The organism is Pyxidicoccus sp. M15, assembly GCF_056858435.1.
Genome location: NZ_CM166495.1, coordinates 6,181,126 through 6,207,510 on the forward strand (window position 1 = coordinate 6,181,126; position 26,385 = coordinate 6,207,510).

Here is a 26,385-nt window from a genome sequence, read left to right on the forward strand (position 1 = left end):
CGCTCCTTCGCGTGTCACGACACGCCCGAACTTCATCGCGCCGCTGGTGCGCTACTCGGATCCGCGCCTCGGACTCCGAACACTCGAGAGCTACCGCTGCCCGGCGTGCTGCCGGTGTGTCTCAGAAGTGCAAGCGGTAGCCCACCGACAGCGCGGCGGTCCACCCGTCGCCAGAGCCAGCCTGACCGCGGAGCAACTCGGCGCCCAGCAGCAACGGGCCGAGGCCCCCCTCCACCGCGGCGCCCCAGGTGCCGAGCTCCCCGTCCAGCAGCGGCAGCCAGCGGGCGCTGAGCACCAGGCGCCGCGCCCTGCCGTCCAGCAGGGCCAGGGCGAGCTGCGGCCCGGCGAGAAGCGCGCTCGTCGCCTGCGTCTCGCCCGTCACGGGCGCGGTCGCCTGCACGCGCTGCCACTCGGCCGAGGCTCCCAGGCCAATGCGCCCCAGCCAGAAGCGCGCGCCAGGCACCACCCGGAAGAGCTGCTGTTTGGCCGTGCCGCCCAGCTGCCGCAGGTACTGACCCTGCGCGTGCAGCTCGAGGCCCGAGGCCATCCCGCCCTCGAGCGGCGGCTCCCCGAAGAAGCCGAGGCGCAGGCCCAGTGTCGCGCCGCCCAGGTAGGTGTTCCCGGAGTCCAGCGTGCCTGGTAGTGAGAGGCTTGCGCCGCTGGCGGCGAGCGAGAGCTCCCTGCCGGGGCGCGCCCGCGGGTCCTCGCTCTGCGCGAGCGTATCCGCGTGCGCCTCAGCGTCCTCCTCCCGGCGCTCCTCCCCCTCTGCCTCGAGCCGGCGCAGGCGCTCCTCACCGGCGCGCTGTTCCTGCTCCTGAAGCTCGAGCGCGGCGTACTTCGCGCGGCGGGTCTCCTCCTGCGCCTGGGCCTTGCTCGCGTCCTGGGCCACGCGCGCCTCGCGCTGTTCGGCCTCCTCGCGCCGCAGGGCCTCACCCTGGGCCTTGCTCGCGTCCTGGGCCACGCGCGCCTCGCGCCGTTCGGCCTCCTCGCGCTGCAGGGCCTCACGCTGGGCACGCAGCGCCTTCTCGCGCGCCTCCTGCTCGGCCTTCAGCTGCGCTACGGCGCGCCGGTGGGCCTCCGCGCGCTCCTCGGCCTGCTCCGCCAGTTGCTCGGCGCGCGCGCGCGCCTCCTCCCGTCGCTGCTCCTCGGCGCGGGCCTGTGCCTCCAGCTTGCGCCGCTCGGCCTCGCGCTCCGCCTTCTCGCGTCGGCGCTCCAGCTCCTCCTGCTCTTGCGCGAGCTTCTCGCGCTGCTCCTGCCGCAGGCGCTCTAGCTCCGCGCGCTCCGCGGCCAGGCGCTCGGCCCGCTCGCGTTCGGCCTGTACTCGTGCCGCCTCCAGCCGCGCAGCCTCCTCGCGCTGGGCCTGCACACGCGCCGCCTCCAGCCGCGCAGCCTCCTCGCGCTGGGCCTGCAACCGCCGCTGCTCCTCGGCGCGGGCGCGCTGCTCCTCGGCGCGGGTGCGCTGCTCCGCCTCCGCGCGGGCGCGCTGCTCCGCCTCCATGCGGGCGCGCTGCTCCTCGGCGCGGGTGCGCTGCTCCGCCTCCGCGCGGGCGCGCTGCGCTGCCGTTTCGCGCGCGGCATGCTCCTGCTCGGCCTGTGCGTCCGGCTGAATGGTGTGGGCCGCGATGGTGGCGAGCGCAGGCGGCGCGGGCCTCGATGCAGACGGCGCCGGCGTGGTGGCCGCCAGGAGAGGGGCCTCCGATGGAGAGGCACTCGCTCCGGACGCCGTCGGTGCAGCGGGCATCGATGCAGCGGGCATCGCGGCAGCTGCCATCGGCGCAGCGGACGTCGCGGCAGCTGCCATCGGCGCAGCGGATGTCGGCGCAGCGGGCATCGCGGCAGCCGTCATCGGCGCAGCGGATGTCGGCGCAGGCGCCACCGGCGGGACTGCCGCCGCTGGGGCCGCCCCCGGAGCGGCCACGGCCGCCGCGGGCGTGGGCGCGGCCACATGCTGGGCCACGGCGGGAACGGCGACTGCGGCACCCGACGTGCCCGCAGCGCTCACCACCGCGCCGCCGGGGCGCTGCCCGCAGCGCGCGAGGGCGCCCTGCGTCCAGGTGGCCCACCGCAGCGCCTCCGCGTGCACCTGCCGGTGCGTCGAGGCGTGGATGCGGCGCTGGCGGGCCTGCGCGGCGAAGCCTCCCTGGGTAAGGTCGCAGTGGGCCGGGGCCTCGACGTGCACAAGGGGAAGCTGGAGGTCGAAGGCCTCACCACCCACGGGCGCGGCGAGCTGGGCGCGGAGCGCCGCCTCGTCGTGCGCCGCGGCGCGGGTGTTCACCGCCTCGGCGTCCGTGCGGCAGCGCTTCAGCGCGCCGTCGCACAGCTCGCCGGGGATGCGGCAGGCGTTGGAGGCCTCCTCCAGCGAGCGCGCGAGCCGCTCGTCCGCCTCGGCCGCCGCGAGCAGCAGCGCTGCGTCACGGGGCGCCGGTAACGCGCAGTCCTGCGCGCGGGCGGGGAGGGAGAGCAGCGCCGCCACGACACAGCTCAGGGCGGCGCAATTCAAGAGGGCAGGGGCAGGGGGCGTCCTCACGGAGGGAGACAATAGCGCCCTTCGGAGCGGACGCCGAGTGCGCGCCCCTAGTACATCGGCACAGAGGTTCTGACCGATTGGCCGCGGACCAGCTCAGCGCAGGATGGGCAGCAGGTCCGGGGCCAGCAGCAGTTCGATGCTGCGGGCCTGTCCGGCGCTGCGCCAGATGAGCCCTCGGCGTTCAAGCTCCAGCACCATGCGGTGGACGGTGGGCGCCGTGGTGCCGAAGTAGCGCTGCATGTCGGCCTCCGCGGGAGGGCGCCGGTTGAGCTTGGTGTAGGCGTAGATGAAGGCCAGGTATTGGCCTTGAAGCTCGGTAAAGGGCGGGGTGGCGGAGGGAATCGACACGGTGGCCGCGAGGTAGTCCGACTCCCCTTTCACGGAGTCGGAGCGCATGAATGTACGTTACCTCGTCACCCTGGAGCCCGAGGAGAAGTCGCATTTGGAGGAGCTGGTGCGCGGCGGCACGGCGAGGGTGTGCCAGGTCAAGCGCGCGCAGATTCTGCTGGCCGCTCATGCCCGTGCCACCGACGAGCAGATTGCCAGGAGCGTCCGGGTAGGTGTCTCGACGGGCAAGCCCCGCCGGTACGACTACGAGTACCGGCGCAATGGGACGGCCAACCTCTTCGTCTTTCTGGACGTGCACCGTCCCTGGCGCCACGTCGAAGTCACGGACCAGCGCACGGCCAAGGACTTCGCTGAACGCATGCGCGAGCTGGTAGACGTGCACTACCCCCAGGCAGAGCTCATCCGAGTTCATCTGAGTTGGAATCGTTTATGGATGGGCACGGGGGACTGAATCTAAACCCAGGCAGCCGCAGGACTTTCACCGGACGTCGGAACTCGTGTGGTCGCCGGTTGTGAGCGGGCTTTTTGGGTAGGATTCTCGTGAGAGACCTTTAGGGTCGTCAGAGCCGGCTGGTATGTGGCGCCCTGCTCCTGATGTGCTGGGGGCATTCACTCTGGGGGGCTCTCATGAGGGTATGCGGGATTGTTGCGTTGCTTGTGCTCGCGGCAGGATGCTCGACGACGAGGGTTGTCCACCTGGACACCGGGCAGGGAGCGCCGATCGTCTACACGCCGGTCGAGACCGAGCCTGTCGAAATAAGCGAAGAGGAGTTCAAGAGCGCGGTCACGCAGCTCGTGCTCGACTTGAAGCTGAACGTCGTACTGGCTGAAGCGGAAAGAGACGACAGGCGTTCGTTGCTCGCTTCCGCAGAGGGGATTGTAGACGGTGCTCATGGCCGCACGGTGCCGTCGTCCTATGAACGGATTTGCCAGCGACAGAGCGAGCCCGACAACTGCCTGAGCCTGATAACAGGCGGGTTTACGCTGGGCGTAATGGAACGGCGGATGCTTGCCCTCTACTTCGCGCTCGACACCGTTTGGGAAGGGGTTGAACTGGCGATCAAGGACTTGGCGAATCCCGCAGCGCTTCGTGCGATGGTTACGGCAATGATTGGGACCGCACTCGTCATGCTGGTCGCTCCTGAGCCAGTGACGAAAGTCATTGCGATTGCGCTGACGGCATCCCTGATTGCGTATCTTGGCACCGGCCCTGTGTGGAATCTCGGACGGGGGTTCCTCCGCTTATGGGACGAGTCCAGGGACGCGAAGAACTTTTCCGAGCTGGAAGACGCGGGGCACCGTTTCGGAAAGATACTCGGTGACAACGGGGCTCGCGTTCTGGTGGTCGTAGCGTTGGCGGCACTCGGCGGAAAGAACGCAATGGCTGCGCAGGCCCCCAAGCTGCCGGGCGCGGCACAGGCTGCATTGAGGGCACAGGCCGAAGGCGGGTTCCAGCTATCTGCCGCCTTCGCGGGCGAGGTCCAGGCGATTGCGGTCCCGGCGACCGGCGTGTTGAACATAACGCTCGCGCCGACTGCCGTTGCAGCGGTTGCAATGGGGCCCGGAAGTTCCGGCGGACAAAGCTCTATTCAGGGCGACCCCGACGGCGAGATTCACCATATTTGCACTAACAAGAATGATATATCCGACAAGACAGGCGGCCCGTGGACTCCGGTCTTTAAGGATTTCTTTAAACAGGCGGGGATGACTCTGGATGACGCTGCAAACTTGGTGCGCATCAGGGGGCACAAAGGCTCCCACACGCGCGAGTACCATCAAGAAGTGCTGAAGCGAATCAGCATAGCGATGAAGGGATGCAAGGGCACCGCACAGTGTCGGGTCAAATTGGTCAATGAGCTGAGCAAAATTGCTCGCGACCTTACGACGGCGGGAACTATGCTGCGAAAACTCATTATGAAGGACCCGGGAGCATGATTCATGGAACGACGATTTTTCAGCCTTGACTTCGACGTGTATGTGCCGGGGCGTTGGTACTTGCGCGAGCCCACGAATCTTGAGGGGCAAGAGATCGCCGACATCTGGGCGTTCGTTTATGGGAGGCCGGTGGACGCTCCCGGGCTGCTGCGAGTCCCGTTCTCCCGACCCGGAAGGCCGCTCGACTTCGACAAGACGACCGTTGGAGGAACTCCGATCGTTAGCACGCGGGTGGCATCCGTGTTCCGTGAGATGGCGCCTAGCGATGTTCAGCTCTTCCCTGTCGAGATCGAGAGACAGACCGAACCGTACTACTTGTTGAACGTAGCGCGCACAGTTCGCTGCATTGACGACGCAGCGTGTGAAGAGGTTCAGCTCTTCACGGAAGAGGACGAGGAGCCGGATCGGCTTGGCGAATACCGTTCCGTTTCTGGACTGCGGATCGATAAAGCGAAGGTCGGCGACGCCCGCGTGTTCCGACTCTGGGGCTATCACATCCCCATCATTGTCGACGGAGAGTTCAAGGAAGCTCTGGAGCGAGCCGGCATCACGGGAGGACTATTCGAGGAGGTCTGACTCGCGCCCCCGCGACCGATAGGCTTGCCCCGGCGAGCTACTCGTAGCAGCACCGGGGCGGGCTTCCCGTTCGGTCGAGACAGTGCCCCTGCGCGCATATCGGCGATGGTAGGGTGCCCATGCGTATTCCGGCCATGCCGATCAGCGATTCCGGCCGAAGTGTGACGGGCCGGGGTAATGGATCGCAGACGGGTCACCCAAGCTGTTCGTAGCGGGGGCGGCCAAGCGGATCGCAGTCCGGGGCAGTTAGGGCGGCGGTCCGTTCACCCTGGAGACGTCTGGCTGCGCGTCACCGACGCCAGCCTGGAGGCGTCTGCGGACGACGTGCGTGTGGCCACCCACGCCCGGCGCGGCACAGGCCTCTACAGTACCTGCGAGGAGCACCTGCCCCAGCACCGCGCCGACCTGCGCCATCGCAGCCGCGGCTACTGGGAAGGCCGCGCGGCGCTGCTGGGAGAGGAGGTGCTCACCTACGTGCGCGCCGTCTTCGACTCCGACGACGTGTTGTCGCAGCTGCGCGCGGTGCAGGCCATTGTTGCGCACCTGGAGACCTTCCCGCCCGAGCGCGCACGAGCGGCTGCCCGGCGCGCCCACTACTACGGCACATACAGCTACGGGGGTCTCAAGAACATCCTGCGCCATGGGCTGGACCTGCAGCCGCTGCCACTGGCGCTCGCCGCTCCGGCGACGGCCTCACTTGCTCAGCTGCGCTTCGCAAGCAGCGTGGCCGAGTTGCTGCACCACCCCGCCGTGGCCCAGGAGTCCGAGATTGAGTCCCACTGACGAGCTGATTCCCATGCTCAAGGAGCTGCGCCTGTCCGGCGTCCTCCAGTCCCTGCAACTGCGCACCCAGCAGGCGGTGGACGACAATCTCTCCCACTCCGAATTCCTCTACCGGCTCTTGGGCGACGAGGTGGAGCGTCGCGACTCCAAGCAGCTTTCCCAGCGCGTGCGCCGCGCGTCCTTCGAGCACGCCAGGACACTCGAGGACTTCGACTTCCACTTCAATCCCAGCGTGCCCAAGGCCAAGGTACTAGAGCTGGGCACGTGCGGCTTCCTGGAGCGCCACGACAACGTGCTCATCGTCGGCCCCACCGGCGTCGGCAAGTCCCACCTGGCCCAGGCCCTCGGCCACCGAGCCTGCCGTGCCGGCTACAGCGCCCTCTACCTCGGAGCCCACGAGGTGCTCATGCAACTGCGAGCCGCCAGGGGCGATGGCAGCTACGAGAAGCGCCTCTTGCGTTTCACCTCGCCCGACCTGCTCATCATTGATGACCTCGGCCTGCGCAGCCTGACGCAGGATGAGCCGGTGGACCTCTACGAGGTAGTCCGCCAGAGGTACGAGCGCCGCAGCACCGTCATCACTTCCAACCGGGCGATTGAAGAATGGCCGCCTCTCTTCGGCGACCCGCTGATGGCGAGTGCCGCCATGGACCGGCTGCTCCACCACGCCCACGTCCTCGTCATCGAAGGCGACAGCTACCGCAATCCGCCACCGGTCCGGCGCCGGAAGCCCGCTGCGACCGAGGCGCGTTAGGCACCCGGCGATCCGCTTGGCCGACCCCAACCTAGTCAACGCCGCGAACTCGCACAACGGCTCCCTGACGAGCTTACCAGGGCGATCCGCTTGGCCGCCCCTCACGCGGTCCATGACCCCGGTCCTCGACACCCAGGGCGAAGTCCTCTACGCCGCGCCGGAGATGCTGCTGGGAGAGGTGGTGGACGCTCGGGCTGACCTCTTCTCTCTGGGGCTCACCCTGCTGGAGTTTGCTACCGGGCGGCATCTCTACGATCCAGGCCACCTGCGCATTGAGGACGTGGAGGTGCGGCTGTCGAAAGAGGAACGAGAGCAGGCGCTCGCGGCCTCGGTGGCGTCGATGGTGACGGAGCTGCCGCCATTCGCGGAGGACGCCATCTGGTGCGCTATGGCCTACCGCTCCGAGGACGTGGAGCACGCGGCGGAAGGGCTGCCCGTGCCACTCCGGGGACATCCTCCACACGCTGCTGAGGCGCAACCCCGCTGAGCGCTTCGCCACAGCTGCCGAGCTGGAAACCGTCATGCGTGCGAGACTGGCGCAGTTGGGCCCGTATTCCAGCGCGGACGCGGTGAAGGAGGTTCAACAGGCGCTCGTGGAGGCGGGGGATGGGCTTAGGGACTTTGACCTGCCAGACGACGAAGGCGGCATCACCCCACCCGTGACGGAGGATGCCCATGTGGATGAGCCCTCTAATAGTACGCGGACGATCGCTGCTTCAGCGCGCCATCCAGACGAGGTGACGACTGCGCCGGTGGACGGCTGCACCGATCGTTCAAGCAATCGCCAACCTGAAGAGTGCTGAGGACAAATGCGGCAAGCGGAGCGCCAGCTGAGAGATTCGCTGCGGGCTCACGGTGGTGCTCCCGTATAGGGATTCTCTAGCCTGGGACTTCTCGGATGCCCGCCGGAACTCTCGCCTGTCCCGAGCGCCAACACGGGACAGGCCAATTCGACCGGATAGCGACGCCGGAAAGGCCAGAGAGAGGCCCGCTGAAGCGGCACATGCTTGAAGCGCTGGCTCTGCAGTTGTAGGGTGTGGGTCCACATTTCATTGGAACCTGGGGGAGGCATGGTAGGCACCGATCCGCTAAGAAGTTCTGCTGCAGAACGCACTGTGAGCACCAAGATCGAACTCGACCTACGTGGCCGACTCCGGAACTTCAACCTTCCGGCAACCCGAGCGTTGTTTCCGGTATTCGAAGCCGTGATCAATGCGCTTCACGCGATTGAAGCCGCTGCCCAAGGCTCTGGAACGGTCACTGTTGAAGTCTTACGCGGCACAGCGCAGAAGATGCTGCCGCTAGGCCATGAAGCAACAGGTCCAGCCTTATCTGGATTCCAAGTGGTTGATGATGGGATAGGCTTTAATGATGAGAACTACGAATCGTTCTGCACTTCAGATTCGATGTTCAAGCAGAGGTTAGGGGGGAGAGGTGTTGGTCGCTTTACGTGGCTGAAGGCGTTTGACGAGGTCCACGTCGATAGCGTGTACCGTGATTCGGCAGGGATTCTTCGCCGCAGAGTATTCGACTTTTCCGAGCTTGGCATTGGCTCGCTGGTAGACGAAGAGTATAAGGGCAGCCGGCGAACTGGGACTATTCTGACCCTCGGCGGCATGAAGTCACAATACCTTGCCCATGTGCCCAAGAAGCTAAGCACCATTGGTCAACGGTTAGTTGATCACTGCTTTGAGTCAATTCGCGCCACCCTCGCCGAGACGCCCGTACGCGTGGAGGTTGTGGACGGAGATGAGCGTTTCGGCGTCTCTGAGCAGGTGTCTGAGATGCTTGCATCTGCACTCCACGACACGGTCGAGGTTGGTGGGGATTCCTTTCGGCTCACGCATCTGCGAGTCACATCTCCGGATATACAGTCTCACAGGCTTGCATTTCTGGCGGACAGACGAGAAGTCAAAAGCGATGTGCTTTCGCACGTAATCCCTCAACTTGTCGGCCGACTGGAGATGGGTGGGGAGTCCTTCTGGTGGCTGTCTTTGGTTGAGTCGCCTGCCTTGGATCGTGCCGTAAACTCTGAGCGTGACGCATTCCAACTCCCAGAGGACTCTGGCTCTCTCTTTCCTGGGCAGTTGTCGATGCAGTCCATCCGCAGAGAGCTTAAGCCTATAATCCTGCGGAGGCTTGAGCCATATATCAAACCAATCAAGGAACGAACTGCCGAGCAGGTTTCCAAATTCATACAAGACCGGGCCCCGGAGTATCGCCACTTGGTGGCTCTTCGACCGGACATAATCGATACGCTCCCTCCAGATCTTCCAGATGAGAAGCTCGATGCGGAACTCCATCGACTGAACTACAAGATTGAGGCTGATCTTAGGGAGCGGGGGCGTGAACTCCTTCGTTCTGAAGAGACCGATCGTTCAAAGTACAATGAGTTTCTGAGTGAGGAGAACGCCATCGGGAAGGCGAACCTTGCCAAGTACATTGTGCACAGGCGCGTCATTATTGACTTGTTTGAGAAGGCATTGGCGCGACGGCCCGATGGCGGGTATGCGGTCGAAGAGGCTATTCATGGCATTATCTTTCCGCTGCGTTCGACATCGGATGAGGTGCCGTATGAGCAACTCAATCTCTGGATGATTGATGAGCGGCTTGCGTATCATCAATATCTCGCTTCCGACAAGGAGTTAAGGGGAATCGAAGTAATTGAGTCTGACGGGCGCGCTCGTCCCGACCTAATCATCTTTAATCGACCGTTTGCGTTTTCAGACCAAACCAGTCCGTTTGGATCGATTGTGGTTGTTGAATTCAAGCGACCTGCGCGCGATGACTATACAGATGAGGAGAATCCCATCTCGCAGGTATATGAATACGTTCGAAAGGTACGTGCAGGGACAGCGCGCGATCGCCTCGGCCGCCCGATGAATGTTGGGAAGAATATTCCATTTTATTGCTATGTAATCTGTGATGTTACGCCGCATTTGCGGGATGTTGTTCAGAATTACGACCTCAAGGAAACGCCCGACGAGATGGGGTATTTCGGGTTCAACATGAGTCTCCGGGCGTATGTTGAGGTGATTTCGCTTGATAAGTTGTTGGTGGATGCGAAGAAGCGGAACCGAATCCTGTTTGAAAAGTTGAGACTTCCTTAGCGGCAGCGATTGAAAGGCAGGGGTAGAGTTGACTTGACTGCTCCAAGAACAGCGTTGGCGTGTCGGGCTTTGCCTTTGTACTCAAGGCCTAATAGGCATCATGCGCGGTTCGCCAACGCGCAATGGTGCCCGTGAATTGTCATCACGTCCTGTCTGTCCCCTGGGCTCGTCACACTCACCGGTGTCAAAAGGTAGGGTACTTCGCCGATGGTGGAGAGCGACGAATCGATGGTTACGCGCGAGATCGCCGCAGCGACCCTAGAGCGCTTCGAACGGAACTATCGCGAACAGCTCGATGTCCTGTCCGCCACTGTCGACCAGCTCTTCTCCGCGGACGATACCGCCCCGCCTATCTACATCATTAGTATCCGTACGACGGACGACGTGCTGCGGGGCATTGAGCGGATGACGAAGACAGGTCATCCGTCGAGGCGTGCGGAAAAGAGTTGAGAAGCCTGAGTGGCTGCGCGTCGCCGAGGAGTTCGAAGCGAGCGGGCTGACGCAGCGGGAGTTCGCCGGGCGCCAGGGGCTGCGCCTGAGCACCTTGCAGTCGTGGGTCTACCGACGCAGGCGCCAGGAGAGCGCCGTGGCGCAGCCGCCCGTGCGCCTGTTGCCGGTGCAGGTGAGCCGCGCGCCCGTCTCGGGTGAGGACTCGCTGGAGGTTGTCATCGCCGGGGGCGTGCGGGTGCGGTTCGGGCCAGGCACGGACGTGGACTACGTGGCCCGGCTGGTAGCGGCGCTGGGGCGCACCACGTGCTGACACTGCCGGCCTCGGTGCGCATCCTGCTGGCCACCGGGCCGGTGGACATGCGCAAGTCCATTGACGGCCTCATGGCGCTGGTACGCACGGGCTGGGGCGAGGACGTCTACTCCGGCCACCTCTTCGCCTTCGTCAGCCGGCGGGGAGACCGGGTGAAGATTCTCACCTTCAGCCGGGGCGGCTTCGTCCTGTACTACAAGCGCCTGGAGACGGGCCGCTTCCGGCTACCGCCCGTGGACGCCGACGCGCAGTCGGTGCAACTGGACGCCACGCAGCTGGCGATGCTGCTGGACGGCATCGACGTGGCCGAGGTGAAGCGCCAGCCCGCCTGGACGCCCCCAGGGCGGACAGGTAGCTGAGCACGTCACGTGGAGAATGCCCTACCCGAGGCGTTGTTACGCGTGGGTGCCCCGAGTCCTTCCCCTCGACCACCATTGTCCCTGGCGCGAGGAAGCCGAGGAGCTCAAGGCGGAGGTGGGCCGTATCGGCGGGGAGCTGGACGTCCTCAAGGGGCAGATGGCGGCCCTGCAGCGCCACGTCTTCGGCAAGAAGGCGGAGAAGCTGCCGACGGTGGCAGCCGAGCTGCGCGGGGAAGAGACGGGGGCGGAGGCGAAGGCCGCGCGGGAGGCGGCGGCACTGAAGAAGCGGCGCGAGCGAGCGGCCCGCAAGGCCGAGGGGGCGCCCACGCGCGAGATTCGCCACGCCGTCCCGGCCGAGGAGCGCCACTGCCCCGCCTGCGGCAGCGAGGACTTGAAGCCGCTGGGCAAGGGCCGCACCACCGAGGTGTACGAGTACCTGCCCGCCCGCTTCGAGCGGCAGGTGCACGTGCAGGAAGTCCTCTCGTGCAAGTGCGGCGGGGGCGTGGTGACGGCGCCCGCGCCCGCCAAGGTGGTGGACAGGGGCGAGTACGGCCCCGGCTTCCTCGCCCACGTGGTGACGTCCAAGTGCGCCGACGCCATGCCCCTGCATCGGCTCGCTCAGCGGATTGAGAGAGGCGGGGTGCCGATGAGCCGCAGCACCCTGACGGACCTCTTCCACCTGTCCGCCTCGGTGCTGCTGCCGCTCTCGCGCCACCTCTTGCAATGCATTGCGTCCGCCGAAGTGGTGTGGGCCGACGAGACGCCGCTGCGAGTGCTGGACGCGAAGAAGACGCGTCTGGGCTACCTCTGGACCTTCCTCACCCAGAACGAGAAGGGCCAGTGGCTCATCGGCTACCGTTTCAGCATGGGACGCGGGGGCAAGACGCCCCAGGACGTGCTGGGCGGCACCACGGGCGCGCTCGTGGTGGACGGGTACACCGGCTACAACCCGGTGACGCTGCCGGACGGACGCACCCGCGTCGGGTGTTGGGCTCATGCCCGCCGCCGCTTCTTCGACGCGCTCGCCACCGCGCCCGAGGCGCGCGAGGCTCTGGACTTCATCCTGGCCCTCTACCGGGTGGAGGCCCAGGCGCGCGAGGCGCTGGTGGTGCGCACGGCCGTCCACCGCGAGCTTCGCCAACTTCACAGCGCGCCCGTCCTCGCGCAACTGCGCGCCTGGCTGGAGACGCAGACCCCACGGCATCCTCCCAAGGGGCCGCTGGGGCAGGCCATTTCCTACGCGCTGAAGCAATGGGACGCCCTGAGCCGCTTCGTCTCGGATGAACGCCTGCCCTTGGACAACAACCGGAGCGAGGCGGCCCTGCGCAAGGCAGCGCTGGGCCGGAAGAACTTTCTCTTCGTGGGCCACGAGGCCGCGGGTGAAAACCTCGCCGGTCTCTACGCGCTGGTGGCCACCTGCGAGGCCAACGACGTCAACCCCGAGGACTACCTCGCGGACGTGCTGCTGCGCGTCCAGACGCACCCCGACTCGCGCATCGGCGAGATGCTGCCCCACGAGTGGAAGCGCCTGCGCGCCGCCGACTCCTCCTGAGCACCGTCGCTCACGTCCGCCCCGCTCACGCCCACCGCCGAGCACAGCGCCCGTCCATCCTCAAGCGGTCCGGCACGTCGTCCGCCGTACGGATACCATCATTATCGTGAAGATCAGGCGAACCCCGGACCTGGGTGAAGGGGGATGGTGGTCGGAGAGCTTACCTGCGGTCGATGCCGGTGGAAATCCAATCCCGGGGCTGATGGTTCGTGTCCTGATCCAGCTCGAAGGGTTTGTTATTACTGGTGGTGGTATAGACTCCCTCTAGGCGCCGACCTTAGGCCTCGCGGCGGAGATTAGCCGATGGCGGATGGCGGTTGGCATGAACGAGCGGTGACCATGGATCAACTTACTGGGGCAGGTCTCACGGCCTTTGTCGTCTCAGGCCTCGTATCGGCAGTAATTAAGCTGAGTTTCGATCGCAAGCTTGAGCGGTACAAGAGCGAACTCACGAGTAGGTCTGCGAAGGAGCAAGAGAAGTTGAAGTCGGAACTCTTGAGCGCCAATCAGCAGGCGCTAAACGGCCGATCGCGATGTTCGCACGACCTCAGGCGGTGCGCCTGAGGTCCCCTCGGCGCAGGCTTGGACTGGCAGAGCGCTGGGCGTTGCGTCCGGAGAGGTAGGCCTGCACCCGCTCCATGAGGCGGGCCAGGGTGCGGCAGCGGTGATTGCGGGTGACGTTGGCGTGCAGGTCCAGCCACACCCTCTCGATGCGGTTGCCCTCCGGGCAGTACGGCGGCAGGAAGTGGAGCACGATGCGCCCGCCCAGCTGCGCGAGCGCCTTGAGCGTCTTCTTGCTGCTGTGGACCGAGGCGTTGTCGAGGATGAGGTGGATGCGACGAGCCCGTCGGTACTCGCCCGCCAGGCGCCAGAGCAGCTGGATGAAGAGGTCACTGGCCTTGGACTTGCCCTCGACCCACGTCAGCTTCCCCGTCCTCGCATTCAGAGCTCCGGCCAGATAGCGCTTCTGGTTGTTGCCGGGCGTCACCACCACCCGGCGCTGACCGGGCAGGCACCAGTCGCGTCCCACCTTGGGATTGAGGTGGATGTCCACCTCGTCCACGTAGAGCACCGGCTCCTCGGGCGGGGTGTACCTCTCCAGGCACTTCAACTCGTAGAGCCGGCGGCGGCGCTTCCACCCCGGCCAGGGGCACTGGACGATGGGTTTGGCTGCCTTGAGCCGCGCGCCGAGTGAGGCCAGAGCCCGGCCCATGGTCGCCACGGACACGCGCGGCATGCCTCGGCGCTCCAGCTCCAGGCACAGCAACTCCCGCGTCCAGGTGGGCCGGCACCAACCCCAGTCCTCGGGCGTGCCCACCAGCACGCGCGAGAGCTTCTCGCGGAATCGGTCATCGACCTTGGGCTGGCCGTTGCCCTTTCGCCTGTCCCGGAGGGCTTCGCGCCCGCCTTCCCGGTAGCGACGCACGGCGCACACGACGGTGGAGGTGGCGCACCCCAGGAAGTGAGCCGCAGCGCTGCACGACTCGCCGCGCGCCACGGCGGCCACCGCCATGCACCGCCGCAGGGTGAGCGGGCAGCCGCTCAGCTCGCCCCAGCGTAGCAGCGCCTGGCGCTGCCGACGCTTCAACCAGAACCTACCCTTGCCCTTGGGCAGGGCCTTCTCGCTCTCAGGTTTTCTGCGCACACAGAGCCGAACGGGAAGTGCCCCTGCCGCCTCTTCCCGTCCGCTCCGCGCCTGCTCGCTCTCCAACCGCGATCGACGATCGCGAACGTTGGTTTACAACGGTGCTCGTGGAGGCTGATCGTGCGAAGCAAGTAGCGCAGCCCTGAATCGGTCCGTCCCGTGGCACAGGAGCAAGGCAGTGCGCTGCGGAGCCCACAAATTGGGACTATGGGCACTCCACTGTCGATGGACTTGAGACAACGCATTCTCGAGGCGTACCTGGCGCACGAAGAAACGTGGGAAGAACTTGCCAAGCGGTTTCGGGTAGGGGTCGCGACGGTTGATCGGCTCGTCGGCCGCTGGAAGCGCACCCACTCCATCGCTCCGCTGCGTCCTGGCCCGCGGCCCCACTATCGAATCCCGGATTCGCAACTCGCCAAGGTGAAGCGGCTGCTGGATGCCAGCCCCGACAGCACCACCCAGGAGATTGCGGATGCCTACGCCAAGGCGACAGGCGTACGGGTGAGCCGCCCTACCATGGGACGTGCCTTCCGGCGCCTGGGCTACACGCGTAAAAAAAGTCGCTCCTCGCCTCCGAGCGGCGGCTGGCGAAGAGTCGCCAGGCGCGACGGCGGTACCTGGATAAAGCCTCCGAGCTGAAGCCTTCGCAGCTCCACTTCATCGATGAGACCGCCGCCACCCTCACCATGACTCGCCGCTATGGGCGTGCTCAACGAGGGCAGCGAACACGCGGCTACGTACCGATGGGCCGTCGGCAGGTCCTCACGATGATTGGGGACCTGACGCTCCAGGGGATGGGGCCCGTGCTGACCTTCGAGGGCGCCACCAATAGCGAACGCTTCGAGACCTACGTCCGAGAGGGGCTACTTCCCGTCCTCAAGCCCGGCGACGTCGTTGTCTTGGACAACCTCAGCGCCCATCACCGTCCCGCAGTCGAGTCGCTCGTTCGCAGCCGCAAGGCCCATCTCCTCTTCCTGCCGCCTTACAGCCCCGACCTCAACCCCATCGAGTCGTGCTGGCTGAAGGTGAAGACGCGCCTGCGGGCCATCGGCGCGCGAACCCACGCCGCCCTCATCGAGGCCATGCGCGAGGCGCTCTCCACCGTGCGGCCGCAGGACGCGGCCGCCTGGTTCGCCTACTGCGGCTACCCGCCTCAACCGCCGTGATCACCGTGCTAGAGCAACTCCGCGCGAAGCTCCAGGCTGACCAGAAAGAGCACGACGCTCGTCGAGACTACGAGTATGAGGCGCGCAAGCGCTTATATGTGGAGTGCGAGCCACTCCTGTTCCAACTCGTCGAGTTATCGAATAATGCCCTACGGCGAATCAGGAGCATCGCGCGTACTTCGCGGAAGGGCGATCTGCGCCCAGACGGAGGGTGGCTGAGTGGCGACGGTTATTACATGCTGTCGACGTTCTACATTCTCTTTGTCCCGCTCGTTGTATATAAGCTGATCCAGGATCGACTCACGCTGATCGATCTCACGCTAGATCGGTACGTCGCCGAGCAGTATCGCCTCGCAAAGTGCCTCTACCTATCGTTCACCGAGGATTTCTCACTGGCCGTCGAGGCACCGGCGCTTGAATATTCGCCGGATGCCCCAGACTGGAGAGAAAACTCGACGAAGACCCCCGAGCGATACTGGCGCCAAGGAGTCTATCTCGGGATCCTTGAGAGCTTGGTCGAGTCCTTGATTATCGAGGAGTCGGGGCGGGCGCCGCGCGCTAAGACCTTTAGCGAGTTTGCGTCCGAGTATCGTCAGCAGAATTCTTCCCTGCACCGTGCGTTCGGCGAGGCGCGCCACCTCCTACTCGATTTTCACCCGAAGACGAGGCCTATCTTCTGGCGCATTCTCTCACTTCAAGTGATTGTCTATCAGGCTCTCATGCGAACGCGCGAGACACCTCTCGACGACCACCTTTCCAGCGTGCGCGGACTCACTGAGGAGGACTTGAAGGGCTTGGACTGGCGACGGGCTGAGGATAATGAGGGCTTCGATGACGCAGTGATGACCCCGGTGGCTGCGGCACGCACATTCTTGGTCAAGCGGCTGCAGGACTTCTCAAGCCCGTTTCGAAGGTGATCTTTGTGCGAGACGTCCTCCTCACCGGCGAGCGCACGGTGCTTAGTCCGAAGCAGGGATTGTCAAAGCTCCAGCGGCCCGTCTCTGAGCAAACAGTGGGCACGGCGGACGTGTGCTCCAAGTTGGCGGCATGGCCTCTTTACCCGCCCGGCGTACGATTCTGGGGCTCCGTCAACTCTTCTCCGCTGCCGCTCCATGCCCCTCCTTGCGCGCAATAGTGCCCCTGTTCCGCCCTAGCCACACCTCGCCAGGGCACACGCTATCGTCAGTCTCCCGAGGGCTTCTCGTGAACCCTGGGAGACCGGGGAGTTCGGGCCGGTCGCGTCCATGAGCGGATTGCCCCTGTTGGGCCGCATGTGCCCCCAGTGTTCCCCTCCAGCGGGGATTAGAGCGGGACGAGCTGGGACGAAACGGGATGGGGCGGGATATCGAATCCGAGCGGACTCAAGGCGATAGCGGGTAACAGCGCGTCCTGCTTGGGGTTTCCTATCGCCTCGTCTGCGGGTTCGATTCCCGCCGCCTCCACTCTCCGCTGTTCGGCGTCGCAGCCCCGAGGGAACCTCGGCGGCTACGGCTGCGGCACGCCGAGCTCGTAGGCCTTGCGGATGGTCTGGGCACAGGCGCGTGACTTCTCGCCCTCCTCATCCGCGCCGAGCTGGCGGTTGCGCGCCAGGAGCATGTACCGGGTCCTGGCGGCATTCACCCAGGGGTAGAAGCCATACGCTCCCGGCGACGAGTGGCCCGTCAGGGTCCACACGCCGTTGACGGGCTCTCCTTCAATCCAGTGTCCGAGCCCGTAATACGCCTGGCCCGCCGTCCACGGCGTGAAGGACACGTTGGGCCCTCCCGACCAGGCCGGAACCGAATCCACGGTCAGCTTGGAGGACAGCTCATATTGGTTGTTGAGCAGCTTCGTCAGGAAGACGCGGTACTGCGCCGCGCTGCCCGAGAAGCCCCCGGCCACGGCGACGGCGCTGTCGGACTCCGGCAGGGTGGTGCCCAGCTGCGCGTTGAGCCAGTCCATGACGCTCAACAGGCCTGTGCCCCTCCTCGCGCCGATATCGTCCAGCGCCAGCTTCTGCATGTGCCCGCCATTGTAGAAGTACCGGCCATTCTGCAGCGGGCGGTAGGAGACATCCTTGTAGGCCGGTCCATAGCAATCCGAGACGGTCACCCCGGCGTCCCCACACAAGGTGGTGTTCTCGTCGATGTAGCCGCTGGTGAAGTTGAGCCGCTTCTTCTCGTCCGCGGTGAGGTTCGCGTACCCCCTGGACTGCACGTAGGCCCCCACGTACAGCCACTTGCTCGCGGACGCGATGGGCATCACCGTCGTGGCCGACACGCCGCTGCCTCGCGGGATGCCGTAGAGCAGCCCCGCCCCGTTGCCAATCTCCCAATAGAAGTTCCCGAGCGGCTTGCAGCTCGCCGCGTTGTTGGCCGTGTCCAGCGCGGCCTGTTCGTACACCGTGAGGGCCGCCTGGGACGTACCCTGGGGCGCGTCCGCGATGGGCTCGAGGCCGTCCTCCGTGGCCCCACAGCCGAGGATGCCCAGGGCCAGCAGCCCGTACGCCGAGATGAAATTCGTCCTTCCGTGTCGCCTCATAGGGTGATTCCTCCAGGAAAGACCCCTGTGAACCCGGGAAGCGTCCAGGAGTTGCGCGAAAAAATCGCCGGCACTGTCCTCGGCCCGCCGGGACACCACACCCCGGTCGCATGGCCCGCCCCCACGGCGATGTCCACCTAGGGCGCCGCAGCGTGTGTCCCCCAGCTGCCGAGGAACCACGACGATGGCCGACCCCCGCGCGGAGCAGACGTTCCAGAAGAGCATCCACACCGTGAGCGCCAACGGCGCGGCGTTCCGGGTCGAAACCGACAGCCTCGGCTCGAAACGGATTCCGGCCGACGCCTACTGGGGAATCAATGTCAGCCGAGCGCTCGACAACTTCGCCATCAGCGGCCGCCCCATCTCGGTGTATCCCGACTTCCTCTTCGGCTACGCCTGCGTGAAGCAGGCCGCAGCGCGCGCGAATGCGGAAATCGGTGCGCTCGATGCGACCCGGGCTGCGCTCATCGACCGGGCCTGTGAGGAAATCAAGGGCGGCAGGCTGCACGAGCAGTTCATCGTGGACGTCATGCAGGGAGGCGCTGGCACCTCCACGAACATGAACTTCAACGAGGTCATCGCCAACCGCGGCCTGGAGCTGGCCGGCCATCCCAAGGGCAGCTACGAGCATCTCGACCCGAATGACCATGTGAACCGGAGCCAGAGCACGAACGACACCTACCCGACGGCGCTCAAGGTCGGGCTGATGCTGTCCATCGAGCGGCTGCTCTCGGAGCTCCAGCAGCTGGAGCGCGCGTTCCACGACAAGGGGCGGGAGTTCGCCGGCATCGTGAAGATAGGGCGCACGCAGATGCAGGATGCGGTGCCCATGACGCTCCAGCAGGAGCTCGAGAGCTTCGCCGTCACGCTGGCCGAGGACCACGCGAGCCTGGAGGGCGTCATCCGGCGCCTGGCGGAGGTCAACCTGGGAGCGACGGCGATTGGCACGGGCATCGCGGCGGACCCGCGCTTCGCGGAGGCCGCCCGCAAGCACCTGGCGGCCATCACCGGACACCCCATCGTCACCGCGCCCAACCTGATCGAGGCCACCACCGACGTGGGCGTCTTCATGGAGGTGTCCGCCACGCTCAAGCGCAGCGCGATGAAGCTCTCGAAGATCTGCAATGACTTGCGGCTGCTCGGCTCGGGCCCCCAGGCGGGGCTCAACGAAATCAACCTCCCACCGAGGCAGGCGGGCTCGAGCATCATGCCGGGCAAGGTGAACCCGGTCATTCCGGAGGTCGTGAACGAGGTCGCGTTCGTGGTCGCCGGAGGGGACGTGGCGTTGACCATGGCCGCCGAGGCGGGTCAGCTCCAGCTCAACGCCTTCGGGCCCGTCATGGCCCACGTGCTGTTCGAGAACCTCAAGTTCATGACCGCCGCCATGGAGACGCTGCGTCTGAACTGCGTGACGGGCATCACCGCCAACAAGGAGCGGCTCGCGCACCAGGTCAGCTCCTTCGTGGGCGTCATCACCGCGCTCATTCCGCACATCGGCTATGCCCCGGCGACGACGCTGGCGAGGGAGGCCCTCGCCACGAATGCCAACATCGCCGACCTGGTGGTGGCCTCCGGGCTGCTGACGCGGGAGCAGGTCTCCGCGCTGCTCACCTCGGAGCGGCTGACCCGCGGCCAGGCGCTGGCGCAAGGCGACGAGGAGGGCACGCATTGAAGCCTTCCGGCAACGGAGCAACTGCCCCCGGGAGCAGGTTGCTTCCCGGGGGAAGGTGTGGATGTTCCGCCAGGCAATTCCATGCGTAGAGGTTGAGCTCCATGCGTACGATTCCGTCGAAGAGGATGTCCCTTCTCACCGAGCGCGAGGCGCAGCTCGTGCTGTCCAGCGCCCCGCGCAACCTGTCCGAGCTGTCGCAGCGGGAGCTGCGCAGCCGCATCCAGCGCACGCGCCGCCTGATGGAGAAGTATCAGGACCAGGCGAGGCAACAGCGTCGGGAGGCGCTTGGCAGGAAGACGCCCACCCGGAGCCGGCGCGCCGAGGGCAACCTCAACACCCGCCAGAAGGCCGAGTACTTCGAGCTCACGCTCGAGCGCTTCGAGAAGCGACTCGCCCAGCTCGAAAAGAAGACGCCGGCCAGGACCCGCGCCCTGGGCGGGGCCCGGACCCAGAGGGCGACGCGTCGGGCTCCGGCCCGCGTGGCCACGAGTGGACGCAAGCCCGCCCGGCGCACGCGCACCGCGGGGCGCACCTCGAAGGTGGCGGGCGCGGCCTCGCGTCAGAAGAAGGGTGGGGCCCTCAAGCAGCAGCGTTTCCCTTCCGTCAAGCGCCAGGCCCATGCGTCCGCCCGAGGGCGGCGGACCCAGACGCGGCGAGATCAGCGCCGCTGAGCGCCTGCCTTCACCGGGCACCCGGCGCCACGCGCCGGTGCAGGCCCTTCAGCGTGAGCGCGAAGGTGATCCACGCGAACCCGCGGAAGAGGATCTCGATGCCCACGAAGGTGCCGATCAGCCACATCGCGGACTCGGGGAACTGTCCCCAGACGATGACGCCCAGCAGCAGCGAGACGGCGCCATTCGCCAGCTCCAGGCCCCAGCCCTCCTGACGCGTGGTCATCGAGGTGATGATGCGGAAGAGCCCCGAGGCGGCCAGCCAGCCGGTGATGAGCAGGGTGATGGACACCGCGCTCTGCACCGGGGCGCGCACCATCAGCGCGCCCACCACCACCGCCAGCACCCCGGAGAGCAGGTGCAGGGTGAACCCACGCGAGCGCCGCCCGCCGAAGGCATGGACCACCTCGGCGACCCCGCCCACGATGATGGCCATCCCGAGCGTCACCACCGAGACGAGGCTCGTGGCCACCGACGCCCTCAGCGCGAAGCCACCCACCAGGACGAGCACCATCCCGAGCACCAGGAACCATCCCCAGTGTCGCCGCAGCTCCTCCGCCGCCTCCATGACGTGGGCGATGGGGTCCGGGCGCGGTGCTGCCTGTACTGGCTTCATGACGGCCTCCCTGGCGAAAGCGCGCGAGCGGGTCCGCCCGTCCGGGAGCTCCCAGCAGGCCCCCGCGGGCCGCGCCCGCGGTGCTCGCCCCGTCCTCGAGGCGCACACCGGAGGGTAGGCCCTCGGAATGCGTCCGGCAGCGGGCGCTCGGCCCCCTCGCCAGGAAGGGCGCTCCCGGCTCAGGAGTCCCCGCGCCGCATGCCCGCGCTCCCGTGACGGCCCGCAGTCGAGTGCCACCGGCACGAGGAACGCATGAGCACCCGCCACCTGAGCAGGCACCTCCGTGATCCCTACTGGTTGCTCCTGAGCGGCCTGCTCGTCGTCGGCTTGCTGCTGGGCAGCTGGCTCGCCCACCAGCAGACGGAAACCGCCCCGGGCTACTTCGGGCTGGCCTGGAAGGGGGACCCCAGCGAGACCCGCTCCGCGCTCACGACGCTGTTCGGAATGCAGATCACCGTCCTCACCGTCGTGTTGTCCCTGAACGCACCGTTCATCCAATCCGCGGCCAACCAGTACTCACCCCGCCTGGTCCCCATCTACCTGAAAAGCGCGCCGTTGCGCCGCGCCATGCCGCTCTTCGCCCTCTCCATGGGGTACATCATCGCGGCCGTCCGCGAGCTGGGCCTCATCGCGGACACCGGAGTGCAGCCGCGCCCCGTGCTCTCGGGCGCCTTCGTCCTGGTCTTCGGGGCGCTCTTCGCCCTCGTCTTCTGCATGATTCGCACCTTCCGGTTCATGCGGGTGGAGCGGGTGCTCGGGCTCGTCCAGGAGTTGATCGTCTCGGCGACCGAGCGCCGCATCCAGGCGCGCCTGAAGCGGCTCCCGCTGGACCCGGCGGCGACCCTGGTGCTGCCGGCGGATGCCACCGCGCTTGGCGCTCCGGAGTCGGGCTACCTCGCGGAGGTCGACCTCCGGAGGCTCGCGCACCGCGCCCGGAAGTGGGGCGTCCGGGCACGCGTCTACCTCACCGTGGGCGAGTACGTCGACAAGGGCGAGGTCGTCGGATGGGTGGTGGCGGACGGTGGGGGGCCCGTGGACGACCGCACCCTCAGGGACCTCGCCACCGCCCTGAGAATCACCCTGGCGAGAGATCCCGGGTGCGATCCCGCCCTCGGCATCCGCATCCTCGTCGACGTCGCCAACCGCGCGCTGTCCTCGTCCGCGAACGACCCGTACACGGCCCGGCAGGCGCTGCAGCAGGTCCGCTCGGTGATGCGCCGGCTGGCATGCCTGCCGCTCGGGGACTGGAACGTGGTGGACCCGGATGGCAGGGCGCGTGTCTCCGTCGTGGCCACGCGCCTGCGCGACTTCCTCTTCCTCGCCGTCGATGGTCCCCTCCACTACGGAATGGGGAACCCCGAGGTGCTCGAGGAGGTCCTCCAGATAGCGCTCGTCGTGGGGCTGGCCGCGCGCGACGAGGAAGACCGCGCGGCGGCACACGCGCTCCTCGCCCGCGTGCTCGCCGACGCCAGGGCCCACGGCGCGCCGGAGCGAGAGCGCTTCCGCCGGCTGCTCACCGAGGCGGAGCGCGTCAGCGCGATATTCCAGGGGGGCCGGCGCACGACAGTGGAACGGACGCGCGCCCATTGGCAACCCGACTGAGTGGCCTCCACGTTGCCCCGGTGTGCGATTGCACGCCTCGCGGTGCGTGGTGAGCGTTGTGGGATGGCCGAGGTCACCACGAGCACCGGAGATGAGGCGACAACCCCGAAGGGGACGGTCGACCCCATCACCGCCGCCCTGCGGGAGCTTCACGCCAGCCTCGCTTCCGAGCCGGGCGGCGCCCTGGCCAGCTACATCCCCCAGCTGACGGAGGTGGACCCGGGGCTGTTCGGGCTGGCGCTCGCGTCGATGGACGGGCGCCTCTACAAGGCCGGTGACGCGGACGTGCCCTTCACCCTCCAGTCCGTGTCCAAGCCCTTTGTCTACGCGCTGGCCCTGGCGGACCTGGGCCTGGAGGAGGTGCTCTCCCGCGTGGGCGCGGAGCCCAGCGGAGAGGCCTTCAACGCCATCAGCCTGGAGGCGGGCAGCGGCCGTCCGTCCAACCCCATGGTCAACGCCGGAGCCATCCTCACCACGTCCCTGGTCCGGGCCTCGAACCCGGCGGCGCGGTTCGAGCGCATCCGGGGAGTGCTCTCGGCGTTCGCCGGCCGTCGTCTCGAAATGGACGAGGCGGTGTTCGCTTCCGAGCTGGAGACGGGGGACCGCAACCGCGCGCTGGCCTGGCTGATGCGCAACGCGGGCTCGCTGCGCGGCGGCGTCGACGAGACGCTCGACGTCTACTTCCGCCAGTGCGCGCTGCGGGCCACCGCGGCGGAGGTCGCCGTCATGGCGGCCACCCTGGCCAATGGCGGCGTCAACCCCTGCACGAAGGCCGTGGTCGTCTCGCAGCAGATTGCCGAGCACGTGCTCGCGGTGATGGCGAGCTGCGGGATGTACGACTTCGCGGGAGAGTGGCTGCTGCGCGTGGGGCTGCCCGCGAAGAGCGGCGTCTCCGGCGGACTGGTGGCGGCCAGCCCGGGGCAGTTCGGCATCGGGCTCTTCAGCCCCCTGCTCGATGAGCGGGGCAACAGCGTGCGCGCCGTCGCCGCGAGCCGCCTGCTCGCCGAGCGCTTCCAGCTCCACCTGATGCACCACCCCGGCCGCTCCGCTCCCGTCATCACCCGCGTGGGAAGCGCGCTGACGCTCCGGTCCGGGCGGCGCCGCCTCCACCAGGAGCGTGACGTGCTCCAGGCGCACGGAGGCGCCATCGACGTGAGGAGCCTCCAGGGCGACATCGAGTTCGCGGCCGCCGAGGTCATCCTCCAGTCGCTGGGCACGGTGCCGGAGGGCCCGCGCTGGCTGGTGCTCGACCTGCAAGCGGTCTCCCGGCTCCATCCCGTCGCGGCGCGTCTGCTGGACGCCGCCGTGCGCGAGCTCGCCAGCCGCGGCGTCGTCGTGGCCGTCGCGGACCCGCACCGGCGCGGACTCCTTCCGCATGCCGCCGTCGAGCGGCCCTCACCCGAGGAGGCGCTGGCGTGGTGCGAGGACGCCCTGCTCGACAGCCACGGCGCCTTCCTGGCGCAGGCGCGGCACGAGCCCTGGCAGCCGGGGCAGGGCGGGGAGTAGCCCGATGCCGTCACTCGACAATCCGCTGCTGATGTTCATGGCGCTGTTCACCCTGTACAGCCCCCTGGCCACGCTGTCGTCCTACTTCCCCATCGTCAGCAAGCTCCGTCCGGCCGAGCAGCTCCGGCTCGCCCTGGGGGTCTTCACCTACGTGACGGTCTTCGCGATGACGGCCCTCTGGGTGGGAGAGCCGCTCCTCAAGCTGCTCGGCATCACGACCGATGCGCTGACAGTCACCGGCGGCATCGCACTCATCTACGTGGGCGTCCCTTTGATGCGCGGCGTGGACGAGGCGGTGCCCGCGGGGCCCGAGAAGCCCGCTCCCCAGGGCGACGGGACGGGCAAGGAAGCGGAAGCGAGAATCGAGGTATGGCGGGCGGTCCTGTTCATGCCCACCACCTTCCCGCTCACGGTGGGGGGACCACCTTCGCCATCCTCGTCTCGTTCCGCACCCAGGCCGACAGCCTCCCGGACGTCATCGCGCTGTCGGTCGCGGGGCTCGCCTACGCCGCCGTCACGGGCCTCACCGTCTACCTCTCCGGGCACCTCGAGCGCCGCGTGAGCCCGAGGGCACGGTCCTTCCTCGAGCGGATTGCCGGCATCCTGCTCACGGCCATCGCCGTGTCGCTCCTGGCCCGTGGCATTCCCCGCATGGTGGTGACGGCGTTGAATGCCACGGAGGCCTTCTGAGCGCGGGCGTGTCAGTGGCGGCTGGCGGTGGGAGGAGTGAAGCCCATGAGGAAGTCGAGCAGCAGGCGCGCGCCGTAGCCCGTGGCGCCCTTGCTGCGCCACCCGCTGTCGCTGTCCGCCCTCGCCGTGCCCGCCATGTCGATGTGCGCCCAGGGCACGCCATCCACGAACTCCTCGAGGAAGAGGGCAGCGGTGATGGCGCCGGCGTTGTCGCCGCCGACATTCTTCATGTCCGCGATGTCCGACTCGAGCTCCGCGCGGTAGCTCTGGTCCAGCGGGAGCTGCCACACCGTGTCGCCGGTCCGCTCACCCGAGGCCTTCACCTGTTCGACGAGTGCCTGGTGGTTGCCGATGACTCCCGCGCTGCGGACGCCGAGCGCTCGCTGGCACGCACCGGTGAGCGTGGCGATGTCGACGATGGCGTCGGGCCTGGGTGACTGCTCGGTGGCGAGGACGAGCGCATCCGCCATCACCAGGCGCCCTTCGGCGTCGGTGTTGATGACCTCGACCGTCTTTCCGCCCCGGACCGTCAGCACATCCCCCAGCCGCATCGCCGTGCCAGAGGGCATGTTGTCGGTGCACATCAGGTAGGCCGTCACCTCCGTCTTGCAGCCGAGCTGCGACAGCGCCGTCATCGCCGCGAGGATGGCCCCCGCGCCGGACATGTCACCCTTCATGGTGGCATGGACGAGGTCATTCGGCTTCAGGCCCAGGCCGCCCGCGTCGAACGTGATGCCCTTGCCGACCAGGGCGATGCGGCCCACGGGCTCGGCTGCCTTCCCCCGGTCTCCCTTGGGGCGATACGTCAGCTTGATCATCCGCGGCGGCTCCGCGCTGCCCGCATTGACGCCCAGCAGGCCGCCGCAGCCGAGCTCGGACAAGGCCTCACCATCGAAGACCTCGACTTCCAGTCCGGAGCTCTTGGCCAGCACCTCGGCGACCTCGGCCAGCCGTGAGGGCGTCAGGAGGGAGCCGGGGGCATTGGCGAGGTCTCGCGCGAGCCCGGCGACACGCGCGGCGACCCCCCCGAGCTCCATTCCCTGCTCGACCTCCTCGAGGTTCTCCTGGGTCGTGACGAGCGTCAGGGCCTCGAGCGGCGGCTCCTGCACCGCGGTCCGCTTGTAGGGCCTGTACCGGTAGCGGGCGAGGAGGACGCCCTCCGTGACGACCTGCGCGGCGACGGTCGGCGGCACCGCGCCCGTTTCGGGCAGGCGGAGGGCCACACGCGTCTGCTGACCCACGGCCCGCGCGAAGGCGGCGGCGGCATCCCGGAGCTTGCCCGGGTCGAGCTTCCCACGCTCGCCAATGCCGACGGCGACGAGCGGGGGGCCACTGGTGCGCGGAACGACCAGCGTCTGCCCTGACTTGCCCTCGAAGCCCGCCGCCTTCAGCGCCGCACGGTCGAAGCCGAAGTCCTTCGGCTCTTCGTCGACTCCCAACAGCGTGCCGATGCTGTCGACGTTGGTCGGGACGGAGGTCGCCGCGTCGAGCTTGATGGCCTCGGGTTTCTCGATGGAGGGGGCGGGGTGGAACGCGGCCTGCGCGCGGGAATGGAATGAAGACAACATGGAGCCTCCTGTTCGGGTGAGAGAC

23 protein-coding genes and 3 pseudogenes are annotated in these 26,385 nt (G+C 67.1%); 20 read left to right on the forward strand and 6 right to left on the reverse strand.

Annotated elements, in window-relative coordinates; all coding sequences use genetic code 11:
• Nucleotides 1–121: 121 nt before the first annotated feature.
• A complete protein-coding gene (locus ACX9TP_RS23155) occupies nucleotides 122–2,473 on the reverse strand; it encodes a hypothetical protein (protein WP_482981907.1) in 2,352 nt (783 codons plus the stop codon).
• Nucleotides 2,474–2,620: 147 nt separating this feature from the next.
• Entirely contained in the window at nucleotides 2,621–2,923 is a 303-nt protein-coding gene (locus tag ACX9TP_RS23160; RefSeq protein WP_482981908.1) for a LexA family protein, read from the reverse strand.
• Nucleotides 2,924–3,098: 175 nt separating this feature from the next.
• Between ACX9TP_RS23160 and ACX9TP_RS23165 the strand changes: the two are divergent.
• From ACX9TP_RS23165 to tnpC, 11 genes and pseudogenes are all read left to right on the forward strand, one after another.
• Nucleotides 3,099–3,290: pseudogene (locus tag ACX9TP_RS23165) on the forward strand (IS630 family transposase); the annotation flags it as partial.
• A 212-nt stretch (nucleotides 3,291–3,502) separates the two neighbouring features.
• Nucleotides 3,503–4,810, forward strand: a complete 1,308-nt coding sequence (locus ACX9TP_RS23170) for an AHH domain-containing protein (RefSeq protein WP_482981909.1) — start codon at nucleotides 3,503–3,505, stop codon at nucleotides 4,808–4,810.
• 3 nt (nucleotides 4,811–4,813) lie between these two features.
• A complete protein-coding gene (locus tag ACX9TP_RS23175) occupies nucleotides 4,814–5,386 on the forward strand; it encodes an imm11 family protein (RefSeq protein WP_482981910.1) in 573 nt (190 codons plus the stop codon).
• A gap of 324 nt (nucleotides 5,387–5,710) precedes the next feature.
• Nucleotides 5,711–6,169: a hypothetical protein gene (locus ACX9TP_RS23180; protein WP_482981911.1), complete on the forward strand. Its 459-nt coding sequence runs from the start codon at nucleotides 5,711–5,713 to the stop codon at nucleotides 6,167–6,169.
• Nucleotides 6,170–6,182: 13 nt separating this feature from the next.
• Entirely contained in the window at nucleotides 6,183–6,923 is a 741-nt protein-coding gene (istB, locus tag ACX9TP_RS23185; RefSeq protein WP_482981912.1) for an IS21-like element helper ATPase IstB, read from the forward strand.
• A 112-nt stretch (nucleotides 6,924–7,035) separates the two neighbouring features.
• Nucleotides 7,036–7,410 carry a protein kinase family protein gene (locus ACX9TP_RS23190; protein ID WP_482981913.1) on the forward strand — a complete coding sequence of 125 codons (375 nt, stop codon included), beginning with the start codon at nucleotides 7,036–7,038 and terminating at the stop codon, nucleotides 7,408–7,410.
• A 628-nt stretch (nucleotides 7,411–8,038) separates the two neighbouring features.
• Entirely contained in the window at nucleotides 8,039–10,033 is a 1,995-nt protein-coding gene (locus ACX9TP_RS23195) for a hypothetical protein (RefSeq protein ID WP_482981914.1), read from the forward strand.
• Nucleotides 10,034–10,240: 207 nt separating this feature from the next.
• The gene (locus ACX9TP_RS23200; RefSeq protein WP_482981915.1) at nucleotides 10,241–10,483 is read left to right on the forward strand and encodes a hypothetical protein; all 243 of its coding nucleotides are present in this window, start codon (nucleotides 10,241–10,243) and stop codon (nucleotides 10,481–10,483) included.
• Nucleotides 10,467–10,793 carry an IS66 family insertion sequence element accessory protein TnpA gene (gene tnpA / locus ACX9TP_RS23205; protein ID WP_482979750.1) on the forward strand — a complete coding sequence of 109 codons (327 nt, stop codon included), beginning with the start codon at nucleotides 10,467–10,469 and terminating at the stop codon, nucleotides 10,791–10,793. The genes ACX9TP_RS23200 and tnpA overlap by 17 nt, the downstream gene beginning before the upstream one ends.
• Nucleotides 10,787–11,152 (forward strand): IS66 family insertion sequence element accessory protein TnpB, encoded by a 366-nt coding sequence (gene tnpB / locus ACX9TP_RS23210; RefSeq protein WP_482979751.1) that lies wholly within the window; start codon nucleotides 10,787–10,789, stop codon nucleotides 11,150–11,152. The genes tnpA and tnpB overlap by 7 nt, the downstream gene beginning before the upstream one ends.
• A 46-nt stretch (nucleotides 11,153–11,198) precedes the next feature.
• Nucleotides 11,199–12,704, forward strand: a complete 1,506-nt coding sequence (tnpC, locus tag ACX9TP_RS23215) for an IS66 family transposase (RefSeq protein ID WP_482979752.1) — start codon at nucleotides 11,199–11,201, stop codon at nucleotides 12,702–12,704.
• A 547-nt stretch (nucleotides 12,705–13,251) separates the two neighbouring features.
• On the opposite strand, the gene ACX9TP_RS23220 is transcribed toward tnpC, so the two are convergent.
• The gene (locus ACX9TP_RS23220; RefSeq protein ID WP_482979987.1) at nucleotides 13,252–14,292 is read right to left on the reverse strand and encodes an IS630 family transposase; all 1,041 of its coding nucleotides are present in this window, start codon (nucleotides 14,290–14,292) and stop codon (nucleotides 13,252–13,254) included.
• Between the two features lie 282 nt (nucleotides 14,293–14,574).
• On the opposite strand from ACX9TP_RS23220, the pseudogene ACX9TP_RS23225 reads away from it, so the two are divergent.
• The 4 genes and pseudogenes from ACX9TP_RS23225 to ACX9TP_RS23240 all read left to right on the forward strand — a co-directional run.
• Nucleotides 14,575–14,673: pseudogene (locus tag ACX9TP_RS23225) on the forward strand (hypothetical protein); the annotation flags it as partial.
• A gap of 96 nt (nucleotides 14,674–14,769) precedes the next feature.
• Nucleotides 14,770–14,988 carry a winged helix-turn-helix domain-containing protein gene (locus ACX9TP_RS23230; RefSeq protein ID WP_482982373.1) on the forward strand — a complete coding sequence of 73 codons (219 nt, stop codon included), beginning with the start codon at nucleotides 14,770–14,772 and terminating at the stop codon, nucleotides 14,986–14,988.
• A complete protein-coding gene (locus ACX9TP_RS23235) occupies nucleotides 14,985–15,515 on the forward strand; it encodes an IS630 family transposase (RefSeq protein ID WP_482982159.1) in 531 nt (176 codons plus the stop codon). Before ACX9TP_RS23230 ends, ACX9TP_RS23235 begins: the two co-directional genes overlap by 4 nt.
• A gap of 236 nt (nucleotides 15,516–15,751) precedes the next feature.
• Nucleotides 15,752–16,432 (forward strand): hypothetical protein, encoded by a 681-nt coding sequence (locus ACX9TP_RS23240; RefSeq protein WP_482981916.1) that lies wholly within the window; start codon nucleotides 15,752–15,754, stop codon nucleotides 16,430–16,432.
• 568 nt (nucleotides 16,433–17,000) lie between these two features.
• Here ACX9TP_RS23240 and ACX9TP_RS23245 read toward each other — a convergent pair.
• On the reverse strand, nucleotides 17,001–18,035 hold the full coding sequence (locus tag ACX9TP_RS23245) for a hypothetical protein (protein ID WP_482981917.1): 1,035 nt from the start codon (nucleotides 18,033–18,035) through the stop codon (nucleotides 17,001–17,003).
• Nucleotides 18,036–18,219: 184 nt separating this feature from the next.
• Between ACX9TP_RS23245 and ACX9TP_RS23250 the strand changes: the two genes are divergently transcribed.
• Together ACX9TP_RS23250 and ACX9TP_RS23255 are read left to right on the forward strand one after the other, a co-directional pair.
• Nucleotides 18,220–19,707: an aspartate ammonia-lyase gene (locus ACX9TP_RS23250; protein ID WP_482981918.1), complete on the forward strand. Its 1,488-nt coding sequence runs from the start codon at nucleotides 18,220–18,222 to the stop codon at nucleotides 19,705–19,707.
• 125 nt (nucleotides 19,708–19,832) lie between these two features.
• Nucleotides 19,833–20,378, forward strand: coding sequence for a hypothetical protein (locus ACX9TP_RS23255; protein WP_482981919.1), 546 nt, complete (start codon nucleotides 19,833–19,835; stop codon nucleotides 20,376–20,378).
• A 10-nt stretch (nucleotides 20,379–20,388) separates the two neighbouring features.
• Here the strand turns inward: ACX9TP_RS23255 and ACX9TP_RS23260 are convergent, their stop codons facing one another.
• Nucleotides 20,389–20,994 carry an HdeD family acid-resistance protein gene (locus ACX9TP_RS23260; protein ID WP_482981920.1) on the reverse strand — a complete coding sequence of 202 codons (606 nt, stop codon included), beginning with the start codon at nucleotides 20,992–20,994 and terminating at the stop codon, nucleotides 20,389–20,391.
• Between the two features lie 252 nt (nucleotides 20,995–21,246).
• On the opposite strand from ACX9TP_RS23260, the gene ACX9TP_RS23265 reads away from it, so the two are divergent.
• From ACX9TP_RS23265 to ACX9TP_RS23275, 3 genes and pseudogenes are all read left to right on the forward strand, one after another.
• A complete protein-coding gene (locus ACX9TP_RS23265) occupies nucleotides 21,247–22,596 on the forward strand; it encodes a DUF2254 domain-containing protein (RefSeq protein WP_482981921.1) in 1,350 nt (449 codons plus the stop codon).
• Between the two features lie 63 nt (nucleotides 22,597–22,659).
• Nucleotides 22,660–24,102 carry a glutaminase A gene (glsA, locus tag ACX9TP_RS23270; RefSeq protein ID WP_482981922.1) on the forward strand — a complete coding sequence of 481 codons (1,443 nt, stop codon included), beginning with the start codon at nucleotides 22,660–22,662 and terminating at the stop codon, nucleotides 24,100–24,102.
• Between the two features lie 37 nt (nucleotides 24,103–24,139).
• Nucleotides 24,140–24,792 (forward strand): annotated as a pseudogene (locus tag ACX9TP_RS23275) (MarC family protein).
• An 11-nt stretch (nucleotides 24,793–24,803) separates the two neighbouring features.
• On the opposite strand, the gene ACX9TP_RS23280 reads toward ACX9TP_RS23275, so the two are convergent.
• A complete protein-coding gene (locus ACX9TP_RS23280; protein ID WP_482981923.1) occupies nucleotides 24,804–26,360 on the reverse strand; it encodes a leucyl aminopeptidase in 1,557 nt (518 codons plus the stop codon).
• Nucleotides 26,361–26,385: the final 25 nt, after the last annotated feature.